Source organism: Mitsuaria sp. BK037, assembly GCF_014193045.1.
Classification (GTDB): Bacteria; Pseudomonadota; Gammaproteobacteria; order Burkholderiales; family Burkholderiaceae_C; genus Roseateles.
In genome coordinates, this window is record NZ_JACHYS010000003.1 from 135321 (window position 1) to 154116 (window position 18796).

17 protein-coding genes are annotated in these 18796 nt (G+C 69.6%); 7 read left to right on the forward strand and 10 right to left on the reverse strand.

The genetic code is table 11. The features are described from left to right. The first annotated feature begins 23 nt into the window (after positions 1–23). Complete coding sequence (locus FHT37_RS17390) at positions 24–1346, forward strand: MFS transporter (protein ID WP_183483215.1); 1323 nt, start codon at positions 24–26, stop codon at positions 1344–1346. Here the strand turns inward: FHT37_RS17390 and FHT37_RS17395 are convergent. Both FHT37_RS17395 and FHT37_RS17400 read right to left on the reverse strand, forming a co-directional pair. Continuing rightward, positions 1268–2263 (reverse strand): Bug family tripartite tricarboxylate transporter substrate binding protein, encoded by a 996-nt coding sequence (locus FHT37_RS17395; RefSeq protein WP_183483217.1) that lies wholly within the window; start codon positions 2261–2263, stop codon positions 1268–1270. The genes FHT37_RS17390 and FHT37_RS17395 overlap by 79 nt on opposite strands. Next, positions 2260–2784: a MarR family winged helix-turn-helix transcriptional regulator gene (locus FHT37_RS17400; RefSeq protein ID WP_183483219.1), complete on the reverse strand. Its 525-nt coding sequence runs from the start codon at positions 2782–2784 to the stop codon at positions 2260–2262. Before FHT37_RS17400 ends, FHT37_RS17395 begins: the two co-directional genes overlap by 4 nt. 84 nt (positions 2785–2868) lie before the next feature. Here FHT37_RS17400 and FHT37_RS17405 point away from each other — a divergent pair, with 84 nt between their 5' ends. Together FHT37_RS17405 and FHT37_RS17410 are read left to right on the forward strand one after the other, a co-directional pair. Next, a complete protein-coding gene (locus FHT37_RS17405; protein WP_183483220.1) occupies positions 2869–4143 on the forward strand; it encodes a flavin-dependent oxidoreductase in 1275 nt (424 codons plus the stop codon). Between the two features lie 147 nt (positions 4144–4290). Next, the gene (locus FHT37_RS17410) at positions 4291–5388 is read left to right on the forward strand and encodes a Uma2 family endonuclease (protein WP_183483222.1); all 1098 of its coding nucleotides are present in this window, start codon (positions 4291–4293) and stop codon (positions 5386–5388) included. Here the strand turns inward: FHT37_RS17410 and FHT37_RS17415 are convergent. Continuing rightward, positions 5373–5828 carry a metallophosphoesterase gene (locus tag FHT37_RS17415; protein ID WP_183483224.1) on the reverse strand — a complete coding sequence of 152 codons (456 nt, stop codon included), beginning with the start codon at positions 5826–5828 and terminating at the stop codon, positions 5373–5375. The genes FHT37_RS17410 and FHT37_RS17415 overlap by 16 nt on opposite strands. On the opposite strand from FHT37_RS17415, the gene FHT37_RS25470 reads away from it, so the two are divergent. From FHT37_RS25470 to FHT37_RS17425, 3 genes are all read left to right on the forward strand, one after another. Beyond that, positions 5827–5955, forward strand: a complete 129-nt coding sequence (locus FHT37_RS25470; RefSeq protein WP_255489758.1) for a hypothetical protein — start codon at positions 5827–5829, stop codon at positions 5953–5955. The two genes, FHT37_RS17415 and FHT37_RS25470, sit on opposite strands and share 2 nt — an antisense overlap. A 124-nt stretch (positions 5956–6079) precedes the next feature. Next, entirely contained in the window at positions 6080–6538 is a 459-nt protein-coding gene (locus tag FHT37_RS17420) for a hypothetical protein (protein ID WP_183483226.1), read from the forward strand. Beyond that, positions 6529–6933: a hypothetical protein gene (locus tag FHT37_RS17425; RefSeq protein ID WP_183483228.1), complete on the forward strand. Its 405-nt coding sequence runs from the start codon at positions 6529–6531 to the stop codon at positions 6931–6933. Before FHT37_RS17420 ends, FHT37_RS17425 begins: the two co-directional genes overlap by 10 nt. 112 nt (positions 6934–7045) lie before the next feature. Here the strand turns inward: FHT37_RS17425 and FHT37_RS17430 are convergent, their stop codons facing one another. From FHT37_RS17430 to FHT37_RS17455, 6 genes are all read right to left on the reverse strand, one after another. Next, positions 7046–7786, reverse strand: a complete 741-nt coding sequence (locus tag FHT37_RS17430) for a metallophosphoesterase (RefSeq protein ID WP_183483230.1) — start codon at positions 7784–7786, stop codon at positions 7046–7048. Positions 7787–7962: 176 nt separating this feature from the next. Next, positions 7963–8823 (reverse strand): S-formylglutathione hydrolase, encoded by an 861-nt coding sequence (gene fghA / locus FHT37_RS17435; protein ID WP_183483232.1) that lies wholly within the window; start codon positions 8821–8823, stop codon positions 7963–7965. A gap of 101 nt (positions 8824–8924) precedes the next feature. Further along, a complete protein-coding gene (gene gshB / locus FHT37_RS17440) occupies positions 8925–9908 on the reverse strand; it encodes a glutathione synthase (RefSeq protein WP_183483234.1) in 984 nt (327 codons plus the stop codon). 190 nt (positions 9909–10098) lie between these two features. Continuing rightward, positions 10099–11271, reverse strand: coding sequence for a benzoate/H(+) symporter BenE family transporter (locus FHT37_RS17445; protein ID WP_183483236.1), 1173 nt, complete (start codon positions 11269–11271; stop codon positions 10099–10101). Between the two features lie 41 nt (positions 11272–11312). Beyond that, positions 11313–13196 (reverse strand): potassium transporter Kup, encoded by a 1884-nt coding sequence (locus FHT37_RS17450; RefSeq protein ID WP_091728516.1) that lies wholly within the window; start codon positions 13194–13196, stop codon positions 11313–11315. Between the two features lie 203 nt (positions 13197–13399). Continuing rightward, complete coding sequence (locus FHT37_RS17455; protein WP_183483238.1) at positions 13400–16408, reverse strand: TonB-dependent receptor domain-containing protein; 3009 nt, start codon at positions 16406–16408, stop codon at positions 13400–13402. Positions 16409–16513: 105 nt separating this feature from the next. On the opposite strand from FHT37_RS17455, the gene FHT37_RS17460 reads away from it, so the two are divergent. After that, a complete protein-coding gene (locus tag FHT37_RS17460) occupies positions 16514–17488 on the forward strand; it encodes a LysR substrate-binding domain-containing protein (RefSeq protein WP_183483240.1) in 975 nt (324 codons plus the stop codon). Here FHT37_RS17460 and gshA read toward each other — a convergent pair. Beyond that, the gene (gene gshA / locus FHT37_RS17465) at positions 17479–18774 is read right to left on the reverse strand and encodes a glutamate--cysteine ligase (protein ID WP_091728528.1); all 1296 of its coding nucleotides are present in this window, start codon (positions 18772–18774) and stop codon (positions 17479–17481) included. The two genes, FHT37_RS17460 and gshA, sit on opposite strands and share 10 nt — an antisense overlap. Between the last annotated feature and the right edge of the window lie 22 nt (positions 18775–18796).

Genomic DNA, 18796 nt, shown 5'->3' on the forward strand with positions numbered 1-18796 from the left:
CGGATCGGCACGGGAGGGCCGAAGTGAGGATTCTGCTGTACTACCTCTGCGGCGTGTTCGCCGCGGCCCAACTGGGCAAGCTGGCGGCGCTGTCGCCGCCGATCGCGCGCGAGCTCCAGCTCGGGCTGGCGGCCATGGCCGCGCTGACCTCGCTGCTGGAGGTCTGCGGCGCGACGCTGGGCGGCGTCGCCGGACGCTGGCTGCCGCGTGTCGGGCTCCGATCCAGCCTGTCCGTGGCGGTGCTCGCGCTCGCCATCGGCGCGGCGGCCAGCGCCTTCGCGCAGGACCTCGTGACGCTGGCGCTGGCGAGGCTGGTCGAGAGCCTGGGTTATCTCGCGATCGTCGTCGCAGCGCCCGTGCTGATCGCCCGCGCGGCCGAGGGCCGACGGCAAGCGGCCGCGATGGCGCTGTGGAGCACCTTCGTGCCGGTGGGCATGGCCGTGGGCGCCTGGGCCTACGCATGGGCGGCGGGCGCGGTGGGCTGGCGCCTCGCGCAGGCGTTGAGCGTGGCGGGCGGCTTGCTGCTGTGGGTGAGCCTGCGCGCGATGGCAGCGGGCGACGCCGCAACAAGAAGAGCCGCATCGGCGACATCGGCGACATCACCCACATCACTCACATCGCCCGCATCGCCGATATCTTCCACGTCGCCGGCCGCACCGGCAGCGCTAGCGGCACCAGCGCCGCCGCCATCGCCTGGCGCGACCGGCGCTTTGCTATGGGCCCTGGTGGCGGCCTTCGGCGCCTACGCGGTGGCCGAGGTCGGCCTGCTCGCGCTGCTGCCCAGCCTGCTCACCCAGGGCGGCATGCCGCTGGCCACGGCCGGCGGCTGGACCGCCGCCGCCGCGCTCGCCAACGTGCCGGCCAGCGCGATCGGCGCGTGGCTGCTGAAGCGCCGCGGCGCGCTGTCGCCGGCCATCGCGGTGGCCATGGCGGTCTCGCTGGGACTGTCGGGCCTGCTGTTCCTGGCCGCCCTGCGCGACGGCGGCCAGGCGTCCACCCAGGCGCTGCTCGCGATCGCCGTCAACGCGGCCTCGGGCGTGTTCCCGAGCCTGGTCTTCGCGCTGCTGCCGCTGGCCGCGCGTGCGCCGGAGCGCCTCGCGCTGGCCAGCGGACGGCTGACGCAGTTCGGCGCCTCGGGCGCGCTGCTGGGTCCGCCGCTGATGGGCGCGGTGGTCGAGCGCTGGGGCTGGAGCGCCGCCGGCGGGCTCGCGCTGGCGCTGTCGGCGCTGGCGATCCCGCTGGCGCTCTTCGCCTGGCGGCGGCTCGCTCAGTCGTCCGAGGAGAAGCCGGACGCCTGCACGATCGGCCCCCACTGCCCGCGCTCGGCCGCCAGCCGCCGCGCGTAGTCCGCCGGCGCCATCGCCAGCGGCTCGAACCCCAGCTTGGCCAGGCCGTCCACGACCTGCTTCTCGCGCAGCGCGACCCGGATCAGGTCGAAGACCTTGTCGACGACGGCGGCCGGCGTCCTCGACGGCAGGAAGATCCCGTAGCTTTCCAAGCCGACGATGCCCTTGAAGCCCTGTTCGGCGAAGGTCGGCACCTCGGGAGTGAAGCGCGAGCGCTCATGGTCGGTCACGCCCAGGATGCGCAGCCGGCCGCTAGCCAGGTGGGGCAGGAAGTCGCCGAGGATGAAGCAGCCCGAGGCGATCTGGCCGCCCATCAGGTCTTGCAGCCCGGGCGCCGCGCCCCGGTACGGCACGTGGGCCAGCGTGATGCCGGCGGCGCGCTTGAACTGGTCGCCGAGGAAGTGCGGCATCGCGCCCGCGGCGGGCGAGGCGTAGGACGACTGCTCCGGATGCGCCTTGGCCCAGGCGACGAAGTCGCCGAGCGTCTTCACCGACGCCGGCACCATCGGCCCGACGCCGAAGCCGCAGGTCGCGTTGCAGATCGGCGAGACCGCGATCGCGTCGCTCTCCGCCTTGTAGGCCAGCTTGCGATAAACATGCGGATAGATGGTGAACATCGAGGACGGGCTCAGCAGCATCGTGCCGCCGTCCGCCGGCGCGTCCTTGAGCGCAGCCACCGCCAGGCGTCCGCCCGCGCCGACGCGCTGTTCGACCAGCACCGCCTCGGCGAGCCGGCCGCGCCAGGCCTCGGAGAGCCGGCGCGCGATCACGTCGGTGGAGCCGCCGGCGGGGAAGCCGACCAGGATGCGCGGCATCGCCGCGGTCTGCGCGCGCAGCGGTCCGGTCAGTCCGGCCAACGCGGCGCCGAGCAGCAGGCCGGCATCGCGGCGGGTGAGCAGTCGTTCAGGGTCGTTCATCGCTTGTCTCCGTCGTCGTTGTTGTTGGCCGCCGCCATCGCGGCCAGCCGCTCGAGGTCCAGCTTCAACAGCGCGGCGCGATCGCCCAGGCCGCGCATCAGGCGCTCGTCGTGCGCGCGCACGCGGCGCTCGAGCTCCGCCAGCTTGCGCTTGCCGGCCGCCGTCAGGAACAGCCCCCAGCTGCGGGCGTCCTCGGCATCGTCCTGGCGTTCCACCCAGCCGCGGGCGGTCAGCCAGTCGGTCAGGCGCAGCGCGCCGCTGCGGTGCAGGCCCATGGCCTGCGCCAGCAGTCCCTGCCGCATGCCCGGGTTCCGGCCCACGAGCACCAGCGCCGCGAAGCGCGGCGGACTCACGTCCAGGCCGGCGGTGGCGCGGTAGAAGTCCACGTACAACGCGATCTGGGCCCGGCGCAGCGCGTAGCCGAGCAACTCGTCGAGCACCCCGTAGTCCAGCCCGGGAACGGGCAGCAGCGGGCCGCCAGGCGGCTCGGCGACGGTCTTGGGCGAGCGGGTACGACTCATGGCAATGAGCTTAGATACTGTTGCATAGCGCAACTATCTCGCTTACCCTGACCCGATCGATTCCCCCGGAGCCCGGAGACGCCCATGGCCCTCGACATCCTGATCGCCGGCGGCGGCATCGGCGGACTGGCCGCCGCGCTGGCGCTGCAACGCGACGGCCACCGCGTGACGGTCTGCGAAGCCGCTGCCGAACTCAAGCCGCTGGGCGTCGGCATCAACCTGCTGCCCCATGCGGTGGCGGTGCTGGACGAGCTGGAGCTGATGCCGGCGCTGGCCTCGATGGCGGTGCCGACCTCGGCGCTGGTCTTCGCCAACCGTCACGGACAGACGATCTACGAGGACGTGCGCGGCCTGGCCGGCGGCTACAGCCATCCGCAGTTCAGCGTGCACCGCGGCGAGTTGCAGCAGCTGCTGTGGCGCGAGGCGGCGACGCGGCTCGGCGCGGAACGGCTGGTGAGCGGCTGGCGCATCACCGGCGCGCAGCTCGATGGCGACGAGGTCATCGCCCATGGGGTGGACGCCACGGGCGCCCGGCTGGCGCGGCGCGCGAGCGTGCTGATCGCGGCGGACGGCATCCACTCGGCGATCCGGCGGCAGTTCCATCCCGATGAAGGAGCACCGCGCTGGAACGGGATGATGATGTGGCGCGGCACCTCGCTGGCACGACCGTTCCTGGACGGCCGGACGATGGTGCAGGCGGGGCATCGGCGCGCGAAGTTCGTCGTTTATCCGATCGCACCACCGCGGCCGGACGGGCTGCAGTTGATCAACTGGATCTGCGACCGCCGGCTGCGCGAGGACGGCCTGGGTGGCGGACTGACGGCGCCGGGGCGCGAGGACTGGAACAAGCCGGGCTCGATCGATGACCTGATGCCGACCTTCGGCGGCTGGCGCTTCCCCTGGCTGGACGTGCCCGGCGTGATCCGGGGCGCGACGCAGCTGCTGGAGTGGCCGATGGTCGACCGCGATCCGCTGCCGCGCTGGCGGCATGGGCGCATCACGCTGCTGGGCGACGCGGCGCACCCGATGTACCCGATCGGCTCGAACGGCGCGACGCAGGCGATCCTCGATGCCGCCGCGATCGCCAGGGCGCTGCGCGAGGAGCGACGCGTGGAGACGGCGCTCGCGAACTACGAGGCCGAGCGCCGGCCGATGTGCGCGCGCATCGTCGAACTCAATCGGCAGGAGGGGCTGGACTACATCCTCGACATGGTGGAGGAACGCGCGCCGGACGGGTTCGCGCGACTCGAGGACGTGATCGATCCCGCGGAAGTCGATGCCTTCGTCAAGCGCTACAAGGCGGTGGCGGGGCATCGGCAGGCGGCGATGGGGGAGGCCGCGCTGCCTTCGCCCCGCTAGCACGCGGAACCGGCCCCTCCGTTCCAGTCACCCAAGCGCCCTCCATCGGGGACGAGGGCCGGATTTCATGCTGATCGAGGTGGCAGACGCCAAACAGCGGCTTCCGAAGAATCGCCAGCTTTCCTCACGCAGTTGCAGGAGTGGCGAATGTCCTACCTCCATGTCGAGCAGCCGATGACCTCGGACGAGTTCCTTCAATGGCAAGCGCTACAGGAAGAGGCCCATGAACTCATCGATGGCCACCCTCGTCCGCTGCCGCCGCGCGATTCCGCCTTCTTCCGCCTGCTGGTCAATCTGACTTCGGTGATCCAGGCGGCGTCGGGCGAGGAGTCACCCTGGGCCGCCTGCCTGGGCGCTGAACCCGTGATCGCCACCCATCTCGATGTGGTCCGGCCGGACGTGTTCTTCGCTCGATCCGACGAGTGTCTCTCTCCGGCGTTCGCCTGTACCTTTCCCTCCGCGACGCCCGGCATCGCCGACGCCATGCGTCTGGGCGCCTTACGGCGCATCAACACCATGCAGGAGCTGTTGATCGTCGACCGTGGCACCCGAAGGGTCAGCGTGGAGCGGCGAAACGCGTCAGGCGGATGGACCGCGACCCACCACGAGGCGGGCGGCGAGGTGCGCCTCGATTTCCAAGGGATCGCCTTTCCCGTGGCCGCCGTGTTCGCCGGCCTTGACCAGCCAAATGTCAGGCTCACCCTCGAGGAGTTCTGCGCATGGGAAGACCTTCAGCGACGCAGGCACGAGTTCTTCCACGGCCGGATCCTGGCGATGACCGGCGCTCGCCTCGACCACGGCACGGCGTGCATGAATCTCGCCGCGAGCCTGCATCAGCATCTGCGAGGCAGCCCTTGCCGCGTCTTCTCGGAAAACGCGGCGGTGCTGAATCCCATCGGCACCTACTTCTATCCTGACGTCGTCGTCACCTGCGAGCGGATCAGCGGGCATCAGCGGTGGATGCTGGCGCCCATCCTTGTCATCGAGGTGCTGTCGGTCTCGACGCAACGCTTCGATCGGACCGAGAAGGCGCAGGCCTACTTCCGGATTCCTTCCCTGCGGGAGTACGTGCTGGTCGACCATGTCCGCCGCCGCATCGATCTTCACCGCCGGGAATCCGATGGCCGGTGGTCGCGCCATCCGTCCATCGGCGATGCGCCGCTTCACTTGGAATCCCTGGACCTCACCATTCCCGCCGAGGTCATCTACGAACGTATCGCGGCGAGCAATCAAGCCGCCGCGTAGCCCGTCCTCAACCACCTCGCCCAATCTTCACGCCCGTTGCGGGCCGCGATCCGCGCAGCGGCTTCGTGGTCATACGGCACGCTGATCGACGTCACCCGCCATCCCTGCGTCATCTTCTCCGCAATGGCATAGCGCGCATCCGGCGAGCCCATCTCCGCGACGTGCGGCTCGGGGTGATCGTCATCCCACGCCTGCAAGCCCACGCTGCCCGAATTCACCAGCCATTGCCCGCGTGCACTGCGCAGCACCCGGGGAATGTGCGTATGGCCGCAACAGACCAGCTCGGATCGCTCCTCGCCGAGGCGCTCGGCGACCTCTTCCGCCGACGCGAGCACCAGGCGTTCGCCGACCTGCGAGTCGAGGAAATACTCGATGTCCCGGCGCGGCGTGCCGTGGCACAGGAACACCTCGCCGGACGGCTTCGCGCAGCTCGAGGACATGATCGACCCCGCGGAAGTCGATGCCTTCGTCAAGCGCTACAAGGCGGTGGCGGGGCATCGGCAGGCGGCGATGGGGGAGGCCGCGCCGCCGGCACATGCGCCGACCAGCCCCGGATCGTTTTCCTGATCGCAGTCACTCCGACGCCTTCGATCTGGCACCAGCCCTCGATTTACCGCCGATTGATGCGAGAGACAGCAGGCACCGGGATTCGAAGAATCATTGCTCCTCAACAACCCTGTAGGAGCGGTGAATGGCCTACCCACTTCCCGACCGCCTGATGCCGTCCAAGCCGATCCCTCCCTGCGCGCCGCCGGCTCATCCCGGCGAAGCCCAGGAGACTCCCCCTCTTCCACCATGGGCCGCTGTCGAAGACCGCCTGGCCGAACTGGCGGCGCTGCCCGCTGATTGGAACGACGACGGCGCGCCGCCGATCTCCGCGATCGCCCTGCGGGTCACCCGGCAGCTCCTGCTCGCGCGGCCCCCGCTCGTCGGGCTGGGCGACCTGTTCCCGTCGCCCGACGGCGGCGTGCTGATGGAGTACATCCGGGGCACCTGGGACCTCACCGTGGAAGTCGGCGCCGACGGAACACTGGAGATCTTCGGCTTCGAGATCGGCGGCACCGGCAAGCTGTATCCCAAGCCCTACCCGGTCATGGACGCCGAGTTCCTCCGCGCACTCGACGCCGCAGGAGGCCCCGCATGGCGATGAGCTTGAGCAACGCGGAGGAGCTGCTGTTCCGCCAGATCCACCCCAGCGGGCTGAACGCTGGATGCCCCTGCAGTTCGTGCTTCATGCCCTCGAAGTCGGACAACGGGCAGTTGTCGGTCGACCGGTCGTCCATCACGACCGCCGAAGGCGCGCATGAGCGCTACACACGTGCTGGCCGGCGGTCGGCTGCGGTTTTCGGCCTGAGCGTCGCCGAATTCCTCGCCTGCGGCATACCGTGCTTCGAGGACCCGACACACGACCATCCGACCTTGCCGGACAACCCGGCTCATGCGCTCGCGGACTTCTCCGCGCACGGTCTCTCGAGCAGGAGGATGGTGGCAAAGGAATTGAAGCGTCTGGCCATCACGCGTGGGCGCTTGTTCGGCGTCTCATGAGCAAAGAAGCCTCTACGGTTCCCCCTCCAGTCGGGGAACGGCAACGGCGTCATCGTCGGTGGCCAAGACCTTCACGCCCCTATCGCGGCGTGGGGCGTGGGCATCGCCGCGATCAAGCCGCGTAGCCCGTCCTCAACCACCTCGCCCAATCTTCACGCCCGTTGCGGGCCGCGATCCGCGCAGCGGCTTCGTGGTCATACGGCACGCTGATCGACGTCACCCGCCATCCCTGCGTCATCTTCTCCGCAATGGCATAGCGCGCATCCGGCGAGCCCATCTCCGCGACGTGCGGCTCGGGGTGATCGTCATCCCAGGCCTGCAAGCCCACACTGCCCGGATTCACCAGCCATTGCCCGCGCGCACTGCGCAGCACCCGGGGAATGTGCGTGTGGCCGCAACAGACCAGCTCGGATCGCTCCTCGCCGAGGCGCTCGGCGACATCTTTCGCCGACGCCAGCACCAGGCGTTCGCCGACCTGTGAGTCGAGGAAATACTCGATGTCCCGGCGCGGCGTGCCGTGGCACAGGAACACCTCGTCGTTGAGCCGCAGCGTCGCCGGCAGCGCGCGCAGCCAGTCGAGTTCCGCCTCGCCCAGGCATTCCCGAGCGAAACGGTCCGAGGCACCACCCGGCTTCGCCGCCGTGATCGCCAGCAGCTGCCGCTCATGGTTGCCGGCAATCGTTGGCCAGTCCTGGGACATCAGGTAGCGCGCCGTCTCCAGCGGCAGCAGCGGACCGGACAGGATGTCCCCGAGATTGACGATCGTGTCCACGCCGCGCGCGCGCAGGTCGGCCACGACGGCCTCCAGTGCCGGCAGGTTGCCGTGGATGTCGGACAGCAGGGCGATGCGCATTGGACTCTCCGGTGCTCTCGTTCATCCGCCAGCGACCGGCGAGCGACCGGGCGCCGGGCGCCGCACGCGGCGGCCAACGCAAACGCGAGCTGCAGACAGCGAGCGCCCCGAGCATCCGAGCGCCCCAGCACCCGATCGGCGCCGGGCCCGCAGGGACGCGTCATCTGTGACGGCGATCAGCCTCTGAACTGCCGGGCGTGATGCGCCAGATGATCGTCGATCACCGACGCGATGAAGTAGTACCCGTGGTCATACCCGTCGTGCCGGCGCAGCGTCAGCGGCTGCCCGATCGCCGCACACGCGGATTCGAGCGCCTCCGGGAACAACTGCTCGACCAGGAACCGGTCCGCCAGCCCCTGGTCGACCAGCAGGCCGCCCGGGTACGGCACGCGCGCCTGCGCCTGCATCAGCGCGCTCGCATCGTGCGCGGGCCACGCGTCGCGGTCGTCGCCGAGGTAGCCGGTGAAGGCCTTCACGCCCCACGGGCAACGGCTCGGCGCCGCGATCGGCGCGATGGCCGACACCGACGCGAAGGCGCCCGGATGCCGCAGCGCCAGCGTCAACGCCCCATGCCCGCCCATCGAATGGCCGGCGATCCCGGTCCGCGCCGCGTCCAAGCCCAACTCGGCCTGCACCTGCGGGATGAGCTCCTTCATCAGGTAGCTCTCCATGCGCCAGTGCGTCGCCCAGGGCGCCTGCGTCGCATCGAGGTAAAAGCCCGCGGCGATGCCGAAATCCCAGGACGCGCTCGCCCCCGGCAGCGCGCTGACGGCCTCGCCGCGCGGGCTGGTGTCCGGCATCAGCAGCGCCAGGCCCAGTGCAGCGGCCTGGCGCTGGGCGCCGGCCTTCATGGTGAAGGTCTCCTCGGTGCAGGTCAGCCCCGCGAGGAACACCAGCAGGCCCTTCGCCGCGCGCGCCCCGCCCGGCGGCAGGTACAGCGCGAAGCGCATCGGCAGGCCGATCTCGACCGAGTCGTGACGGTGGAAACGCTGCACGCCGCCGAAGCTGGCGTGCTCGCTGAGCAATTCAAAAGTCATGGCTGAATCCTGGTCCGTTTCGGCGATCAAGGTGCGATCAGAGCGCAAGCGAGGCGCGACCCGAGCCCCATCGAGCGCGTTCGAGCGCGGTCGTCACACGCTCAGCGCGCCGCCCTCACCGCCGCTTCCAGCGCGTCGATGAACACCGCGCCGACGTCGAAACCGGTCTGTTCCATGATTTCCTGGAAGCAGGTCGGGCTGGTCACGTTGAGCTCGGTCATCTTGTCGCCGATCACGTCCAGCCCCACCAGCAGCAGCCCGCGCGCGGCGAGCACCGGCGCCAGCGCCTCGGCGATGCGGCGGTCGTCGTCGGTCAGCGGCTGGGCCACGCCCTTGCCGCCGGCGGCCAGGTTGCCGCGCACCTCGGTGCCCTGCGGGATGCGCGCCAGCGAGTACGGCACCGGCTTGCCGCCAATCAGCAGGATGCGCTTGTCGCCCTGGACGATCTCCGGCACGAAGCGCTGCACCATCACCGACTGCGCGCCGTTCTTGTTCAGCGTCTCGATGATGCTGCCCAGGTTCAGCGCGTCGGCCTTGACGCGGAAGATGCCCATGCCGCCCATGCCGTCCAGCGGCTTGAGGATGATGTCCTGGTGCTCCGCATGGAAGGCGCGGATCGCGGCGGCGGAGCGCGTCACCAGCGTCGGCGCGATGAACTGCGGGAACTCCAGGATCGCCAGCTTCTCCGGATGGTCGCGCAGCGACGCGGCCTTGTTGAACACGCGCGCGCCTTCGCGCTCGGCCTGCTCCAGCAGGTGGGTCGCGTAGAAAAACTCCGAATCGAAGGGCGGGTCCTTGCGCATCAGCACCGCGTCGACATCGGCCAGCGGCAGGTCCCGCGTCGCGGTGATCTCGTGCCACACGGCGAGCTTCGTGCCGGCCTGGCTGGCGGCGGCTTCCGGCGTCAGCGTCAGTTGCCGGGCCGCATGCGCCGTCACCCGGCCGCCGCTGACCCACAGCAGGTCGGGCACCTCGCATACCCACAGCTCGTGTCCGCGCCGGGCGGCCTCCCGCATCATCGCGAAGGTGGAGTCCTTGTAGGTGTTGAACGTGGACAGCGGGTCGGCGACGAACAGCAGTTTCATGGACAGGGCTTTCGACAAGGGATTCGGCAAACGCCGGCAATTCGGCGGCAGTTCGGGCAATTCGGGCAATTCGGGCAATTCGGCGGCGAGGCCGGGGATCTCAGCAGGGACCTTCAGACCTCGGGCACGAACTCCCTCTCCCGCTTGCGGGAGAGGGCAGGGGTGAGGGCCAGCCCCCTAGGCAGGATCACTATCTGGGAGCCGCCCGGAAGTGTTGCACCAAAAGAGAAACCGCACCGGCGACCACGCCCCAGAACGCCGAGCCGATGCCCAGCAGGCTCAGCCCCGACAGCGTGACCAGGAAGGTCAGGATGGCGGCGTCGCGGTGACGCTCATCCTTCAGCGCGGCCGACAGCCCACCGGCGATCGTGCCCAGCAGCGCCAGTCCCGCCACCGCCGCGATCAACTCGCGGGGGAAGGCGGTCAGCAGCCCCACCACCGCGCCGCCGGCCAAGCCGATGGCGATATAGAACAGTCCCGCCATCGCCGACGCCGTGTATCTCCTGGCCGGATCCTCGTGCGCCTCGCGCCCCATGCAGATGGCCGCGGTGATCGCCGCGAGGTTGAACGCATAGCCGCCGAACGGCGCGAAGACTACCGAGGCCAGGCCGGTGGCGGCGATGCTCGCCGAGACCGGCGTCTGATACCCCGACGCCCGCTGCGCGGCGACGCCGGGCAGGTTCTGCGAAGCCATCGTGACAAGGAACAGCGGCAGCGCCACGCCGACCAGCGCCGGCAGCGAGAACGCTGGCGTGACCCAGACCGGCATCGCCCAGCCCCACTCGACGGCCTCGAGATGCAGCCGGCCCTGCGCCGCCGCGACGGCGACGCCGGCGAGCAGCACCAGCGGCGTCGCGTAGCGCGGCAGGAAGCGGCGGGCCGCGACGTAGACGAGCGCCATCGTCAGGACCAGCGCGGGCGCGGTCTTCGTCGCGAGCACGGCGTCCAGCCCGAATCGCGCCAGCACGCCGGCCAGCAGCGCGGAGGCGATGGCGATGGGGATGCGGTCCATGATCCGTTCGAACCAGCGGGTCGCGCCGGCGATGAGGATCAGCGCGCCGCAGACGATGAACGCACCGACGGCCTCGGGCATGGAGATGCCGGACACGCCGGCCAGCAGCGCGGCGCCAGGCGTCGACCAGGCGGTGAGGACGGGCTGGCGCGTCCACAGCGACAAGCCCAGGCTGGTCAGTCCCATGCCCAGCCCGAGCGCCCAGATCCAGGAGCTGGTCTGGGCCGGCGTCGCGCCCAGCGCCTGCGCGGCCTGGAACACGATGGCCACCGAGCTGGTGAAACCCACGAGCACGGCCACGAAGCCCGCGACCGCGGCGGAGAGGGACAGGTCTTGCAGCCAGCGTTTCATGACGCGAAGCATAACGACCGCGCCGCGCGTCCCTGCGGCCGTCAGATCTCGACCTTCGACCCCAGTTCCACGATCCGGTTGGTCGGCAGGTGCAGGAAGTCCGCCGCCGCGGCCGCGTTGCGGTGCATGCTCGCGAAGAGCTTCTCCCGCCACAGCGCCATGCCCGAGCCGATGGTCGGGATGACGATGTCGCGCGACAGGAAGTAGCTGGTCTCCATCTCGTCCAGGTGGACGCCGCGCTGCTCCAGCAGCTTGAGCGCGTCCGGCACGTCCGGTTCATTCTTGAATCCGAAGTGCAGCGTCACCTGCCAGCAGTCGTTGTCCAGGCTCTCCACCTCGACACGTCTCTCGAAGCCGATCCAGGGCACCTCGTGATGCTTGACGCTGACGAACAGGTTTTGCTCGTGCAGCACCTTGTTGTGCTTGAGGTTGTGCAGCAGCGCATTGGGCGTGACGCCCTGCTCCGCCGACAGGAACACCGCGCTGCCCTGCACCCGCGTCGGCGGGTTGATGAACACCGCCTCGAGGAAGCTCTTCAGGTCGATCGCGTCCTCGCGCAGCTTGTCCGACAGCAGCCGGCGGCCCTGCTTCCAGGTCAGCATCAGCGTGAACATGCCGAAGCCGATCAGCAGCGGGAACCAGCCGCCGTGGGCGATCTTCAGCAGGTTGGAGGCCAGGAAGGTCGCGTCGATGACGAAGAACGCGCCGGTCGCCAGCACGCACAGCCACAGCGGATAGCGCCAGCCGAAGCGGATCACGAAGAAGGTCATGACCGTGGTGATGGTCATGTCGATGGTCACCGCCACGCCGTAGGCGCCGGCCAGCTTGCTCGACGAGCCGAAGAAGGCCACCGCCACGACGACGAAGGCGAACAGGCCCCAGTTGACGAAGGGCACGTAGATCTGGCCGATGTCCCGCACCGAGGTGTGCACGATGCGCATGCGCGGCAGCAGCCCGAGCTGCACCGCCTGCTTGGTCACCGAGAAGGCCGCCGTGATCAGCGCCTGCGAGGCCACGATCGCCGCCAGCGTCGCCAGCACGAACAGCGGGATCTCCGCCCAGCCCGGCGCCAGCAGGAAGAAGGGGTTCTTGATCGCTTCCGGCCGGTCCAGCAGCAACGCACCCTGGCCGAAATAGTTCAGCGTCAGCGCCGGCATCACGAAGCTGTACCAGGCGATGCGGATCGGCTGCTTGCCGAAGTGGCCCAGGTCCGCGTACAGCGCCTCGCCGCCGGTCACCACCAGCACCACCGCGCCCAGCGCGACGAAGGCGATCCAGCCGTAGTGCGCGCAGAACTCGATCGCCCACATCGGGTTGATGGCCTGCAGCACATGCGGATTGCCGACGATCTTGGGGATGCCCAGCAGCGCCAGCGAGGTGAACCACACCAGCATCACCGGCCCGAAGGCCTTGCCCACGCCGCCGGTGCCGAAGCGCTGGACCGCGAACAGCCCCGCCAGCACCACCAGGGAGATCGGCACCACCGCGTCGTGGTACTGCGGCGCGTAGACCTCGATGCCCTCGACCGCCGAGAGCACCGTCATCGCTGGCGTGATGACCGCGTCGCCGAAGAAGATCGCCGTGCCGAAGAGCCCCACCAGCATCAGCCCGCGTCGCAGCGTCGGTTTCTCGCGCACGGCGGTGGTGGCCAGCGCCAGCATCGCGATCAGGCCGCCTTCGCCGTTGTTGTCCGCGCGCAGGATCAGCAGCACGTACTTGAAGGAGACCACGATGGTCATGGTCCAGAACAGCAGCGACAGCACCCCGAGGATGTTGTCGTGCGTCATGGGGACGTGCGCGCCGTGGAAGACTTCCTTGAGCGCGTACAGGGGGCTGGTGCCGATGTCGCCGTAGACGACACCGAGGGCGCCGATGGTCAGCCCGGCCAGGACGGCCGGCGAGCGGGGCGCGTTGTGTGAACTCACGAAAGGCGCGGCGGCCGCCCGGGCCGCCGGAAGTCGAAAGCGCGTATTGTCTGCCTTCCGTTGTGCAGTGCGTCAATCGCCACTCCCGCCGTTGCGGGGGCGGGCTTGACGGACGGCGGCGGTTGCGCTTGGACCGGGAAATCCGACCGCGGGCGCCACCGCCCGCCGGCCACCGTCTCCCGACGGCGCCGGCGGCACGGCGTTCACTGGAACACGTAGCTGGCGCCGACGGTGAAGCGGCGGCCCAGCAGGTTGGTCGCGCCGGTGTCGTAGTAGCTCAGCACCGTCGGGATGCCGTTGGCGCGGTCGTAGTCGTTGGTGAGGTTCACCACGCTGGCCGACAGCGTCAGGCCCTTGATGCCGCGGTAGGAGCCGCCCAGGTCGATGGTGCGGTCCCGGCCGACCCGGCAGCGGTTCAGGTTGCTCAGGAAGGCGCGCTGCGCCGCGGTCAGCGACGAGCAGACGGTGCTCGACAGCGGATCCGCGTGGTTGAAGCGCAGCCAGGCGCCCGCCTGGTCGGTGTCCCACTTGAAGGTGGCGCTGGCCCGGGTCTTGGAGATGTCCGACACCGTCGTGCCCACCTGGTGCTGCACCGCCTGGCCTTTCACCACCACCTGGTCGTAGCGCGCCGTGTAGGTGCCGTTGACGTTCAGGCCGAACTTGCCCCAGGCTGTCGGCGGCAGCCGCAGGTTCAGGTCGTAGTCGATGCCCGAGGTCTTGGTCCACTCGTTGTTGCCGTACTGGCGCACCAGCATGATGATCGGCCCGCTGTTGTCCACGCCCGGCAGCCAGGTCTGCGGATTGGGATCGCGCACGACCTGCGTATTGCCCGCCGGGTTGGCGTTGTAGTCGTCCATGATGTCCACGCCGCGCTGCGAGCGGATCTCGTTCTTGCGGTGGAAGTACCAGCCGTCGATCGCCAGGTCCGCGTACTGGCTCGGCGTGAAGATCATGCCGAAGGTGAAGGAATTGGACTTCTCCGGCTGAAGGTCCGGATTGGCGCTGATCACCGTCGGCAGGCTGCCCGGGCTGGTGGTGCCCGACGGCACCGCGGTGAAGCCCAGCACGTTGCAGTCGCGGTTGTTGGCCACCGGCGCCTTGCTCACCGGCGCGTTCGGGTTGCTGGTGTCGCAGCGCAGGCTGTCGAAGACGCGGCGCTCCTGGAAGCTGTGGAAGGACAGCGCGAAGGAGTTGCCGATCTGCGAGATCGCCGGCGCGCGGAAACCGGTGGCCGCCGTGCCGCGGAAGACCATCAGCGAGGGCAGCGCCGTCCACTTGAAGCCGGCCTTGCCGGTGGTGCTGTTGCCGAAGTCGTCGTAGTGCTCGTAGCGCGCCGCGGCCTGCAGCTCCAGCTGCTTGACCACCGGCAGGCTCAGCTCGGTGAACGCGGCGTAGGACTTGCGGCTGCCCGAGGCGCCATTGGCCACCAGGCCGATGTAGTCGCCGGTCGCGTAGACGTCATCGGGAATCGCCTCCAGCTTTTCCTTGCGCAGCTCGGTGCCGATGGCGATGGCCGCGCGGCCGCCGGGCAGGTCGAACAGCTCGCGGCTGCCGCGCACGTCCCAGGAGACCAGGCGCGACTTGCCCTCGTTGTAGGCCGTCGACGACACGCTGTTGATCGCCTCGCGCGAGTTGGGCTTGCCGAAGCGGTAGCTGCCGTTGGCGATCGCGGCGGTGAGCAGCGAGCTGCGCACGCGGCCTTCCTGGAAGCGCTCGTTGTCGTTCTGGCTGAACAGGATCGCGGTGTCGAAGTCCCAGCCGAAGGCGGTGCCCTCCAGGCCGGCGGTCAGGCGCGTGGAGCGCAGCACGTTGATGTCGCCGGTGGGCAGGTCCTCGAAGCGGTAGATCAGCTGCACCTGCTGCGGATTGGCGGTGCCGTTGGTCGGGTTGTCCGGGTGGCCGACGGGCAGGATGATCGCATTCTGGCGCAGGAAGGTGCCGTCGAGCTTGGGCCAGGTCGTCGCGACCGGGTTGCCCGAGGTGACCAGCGAGGTGGTCATCGCATAGGGCGCGCGCTGCTCCACCGTCTTGGTCTTGGACACCATCAGGTCCGCATAGGCGGTCAGCGCGTCGTTGATCGCGAAGGTGCCGCGCACCATGCCGCTGGTGCGGTCCTGTTTGGCGACGACCTCGTCCGCATCGTCCAGGCTGAAGCGGCACATGCCGGTGGGCAGCGAGGCCGTGGTGGGCAGGAAACCCGCCGGCCGGTTCGGCACGCCCTGGCCGACGGTGCGCTCGGGCGGGCAGCCCGACAGCGTGCCCAGGTAATTCACCCCCGACAGGTTGCTGTTGGCGACGTTGATGCCGTTGATCGAGGTGGTGCCGGTGAGGCTGGTCGGCACACGGTAGTAGTTGCCGTAGAACGAGGCCGACGAGTCCGGCGTGAAGCGCGCCAGCGAGCCGTTGCTGGTCAGGTACTGGTTCTGCAGCGCCAGGTTGCCGCGGTCCTTGAGCTCGTTGGCCATCACGCTGTCGCGCTTGGAGACTTCCAGGCCGCCGAAGACGTTGAAGCGCTGCGTGTCCAGGTTGCCGAAGCCGAAGGTCAGGGACCCGTTCTTCGTCGCGCCGACGCCGCGGTCGTTGGCGCCGTAGGAGGCGCTGCCCTCGATGCCCTGGTAGTCCTTGCGCAGGATGTAGTTGACGACGCCGGCCATCGCGTCCGAGCCGTACATCGCCGAGGCGCCGTCCTTCAGGATGTCGATGCGCTCGATCGCCTCCTTGGGGATGGTGTTGACGTTGATCATCGAGCCGCGGCCGAAGTTCACGTCCACCGCCGCCACCGGCGCGGTGCGGCGGCCGTTGATCAGGATCAGCGTGCCCTGGGAGCCGAAGCCGCGCAGCGAGATCGTCGACACGCCGCCGACGAAACCCGAGGCCGCGCCGTCGCCGATCGAGCCGATGTCCACCGCGGAATTCGCACGCAGCAGCTCCTCGACGTTGGCATAGCCGGAGTTGCGGATCTGCTCGCGGGTGATACTTTGGACCACCGACGGCGTCTCCTTGTCGGTGCGCTTGATCAGCGTGCCGGTGATCTCCACCCGCTCCAGCTTCTTCGCATCGTCCGAGGGCGCGGATGGGGTGGGGGTCGCGGCCTGCGGGGCCTGGGGGGCCGGGGACTGGGCCTGGGACGGGCTGGCCAACGCCAGGGCCGCTGCGGCGGCGGCCCACTGCAGGACGTGCAGGCGTTGCGGACGGGAAAAACGACGGACCATGTGGCAATCACTCCTGTGACAAGACTCGGGGGAGGCGTGCGTCACGGTAAGGAGCGGTTCCCGATGGCCCATGAAGCTTTGTGATGGACTTGTGAACCTCAGGTTATGAATGCGTCATCGACCTCCCCCGAAGCCGCTGAACACTTCGTGATGCGGCGCATGTCGCTGCGGCATGCGCGGGTGCTGCTGGCGCTGCGCGACACCGGCAACATCAGCGCCGCCGCCGATCTGCTGCATGTCACCCAGCCCGCGGTGAGCAAGACGCTGGCGGAGCTGGAGCAGGGGCTGGGACAAACCCTGTTCGTGCGGCGCGGACGCAACATGCAGCCGACGCCGCTGGGCCGGCGGCTGCTGGTGCTGGCCGTCAAGCTCGACGCCGATCTGCAGCGGGCCGCCGGCGATGTCGCCACGATGGTGCGCGGCGCGTCCGGCGAGGTGCGCATCGGTGCGACCAACGCAGCGCTCGCACGCTTGTTGCCCATCGCGATCACCGCGATGAAGGGCGAGAACCCCGGCGTCACGGTGAGCGTGCGCACCCACGCGCTGCGCTCGCTCTTCACCGACCTGCTGGCGGGCACGCTGGACCTGGTCGTCGCCCGGGCGATGCCGCAGGACGAGCCGCTGGGCCTGGCGCGGGTGGCCCTGGCGCCGCAGCCGGAGGTGCTGACGATGAGCGCGCAGCATCCGCTGGCGCGCACGCCCCGGCTGAGCTGGGAGGTGCTGAGCCGTCAGCGCTGGATCTGGCAGTTGCCGGGCACGCGCACCCGTCTGCTGATGGACCGGCTCTGGCAGGAGATGGGCCTGGCGCCGCCGACCGACCTGATCGAGAGCGGCGACGCGATGCTGGCGCTGAGCCTGATGCGCGAGATGCCGCTGGTCGCGGTGATGACCCAGGACATGGCGGTGGCGGCGGCCAAGCGCGGCGTGGTGGTGCTGCTGCCGCACGCGGTGGACCTGGGACTCGGGCCGATGAGCGTCTGGCATCTGCCGGACACGCAGGGCGAGGCGGTCGACCGCTTCAAGCAGCTGCTGGTGGAGGCCGCGCGCCCGGAGGGCGGCGCGGCCGGCGCTCAGGCGTAGTCTTCGGCGTCCGGATCGGTGGTCTCGAGCTCGTAGCTCGCCGCCAGCATCGCCAGGCGGCCGATCACGCCATACATGTAGAAGCGGTTGGGCGCGCTGGCGCCGGGCTTCTCGCCGGGCGCGGGCAGGTGCGACGAATGGGCGAAGGCCAGCGGCACGAAGCTCGAGCCCGGCGCGTTCAGATTTTCATCCTCGGCCCGGTCCGCATGCACGCGGTAGAAGCCGCCGACGACGTAGCGGTCCATCATGTAGACCACCGGCTCGGCCACCGCCTCGTGGATGCGCTCGTGCGTGGCCACGCCTTCCTGCACCAGCACCTGGGACAGCGCCGGCACGCCCTGCAGCTTCGCCAGCTTCTCGCGCGCCTTGATCGCCAGCGCCTCGAGGTCCTTGGCGTCGCGGATGGTCATCACGCCCAGGCCATGGGTGCCGGCATCGGGCTTGACCACGACGAAGGGCTTCTCGTTGATGCCGTATTCCTTGTACTTGCGGCGGGTGCGGGTGAGCGTCGCGTCCACCTGCGCCTGCAGCGCGTCCAGCCCGGCGCCGGTGTTGAAGTCCAGGCCGTCGACCGCGACCGAATGCGGATAGATCAGCCACGGGTCCATGCCCAGCAGCTTGGCGAACTTCTTGGACACCTCCTCGTAGGCGCGGAAGTGCTGGCTCTTGCGGCGCTGCGCCCAGCCGGCGTGCAGCGGCGGCAGCAGGTACTGCTCGTGCAGGTGGGTGAGCGGGTCGGGGATGCCGGCCGACAGGTCGTCGTTCAGCAGGATGGTGCAGGGATCGAAGTCCTTGAGCATCAGCCGCGAGCGCTGGCGCACCAGCGGCTCCAGCGTCAGCGCGCTGCCGTCGGGCAGTGCGACGGTGGTCGGCTCCTTGATCGACTCGTCCAGCGAGCCCAGCCGCACGTTCAGGCCGGCCATCGAGAAGATGCGCACCAGCGTCGCCAGGTTGGACAGATAGAAGCTGCCGCGGTTCTTCGCCTCGGGCACCAGCAGCAGGTTCTTGGCCTCGGGGCAGATCTTCTCGATCGCCGCCATCGCCGCCTGGACGGCCAGCGGCAGCATCTCGGGCGTCAGGTTGTTGAAGCCGCCCGGGAACAGGTTGGTGTCCACCGGCGCCAGCTTGAAGCCGGCATTGCGCAGGTCGACCGAGCTGTAGAAGGGCGGCGTGTGCTCCATCCACTCGAGCCGGAACCAGCGTTCGATCGCCGGCATCGACTCGAGCACGCGCTGCTCCAGTTCATTGATGGGCCCGGTCAGGGCGGTGATGAGATGAGGGACCATGATGGGCGGCGCCTGGACAGCC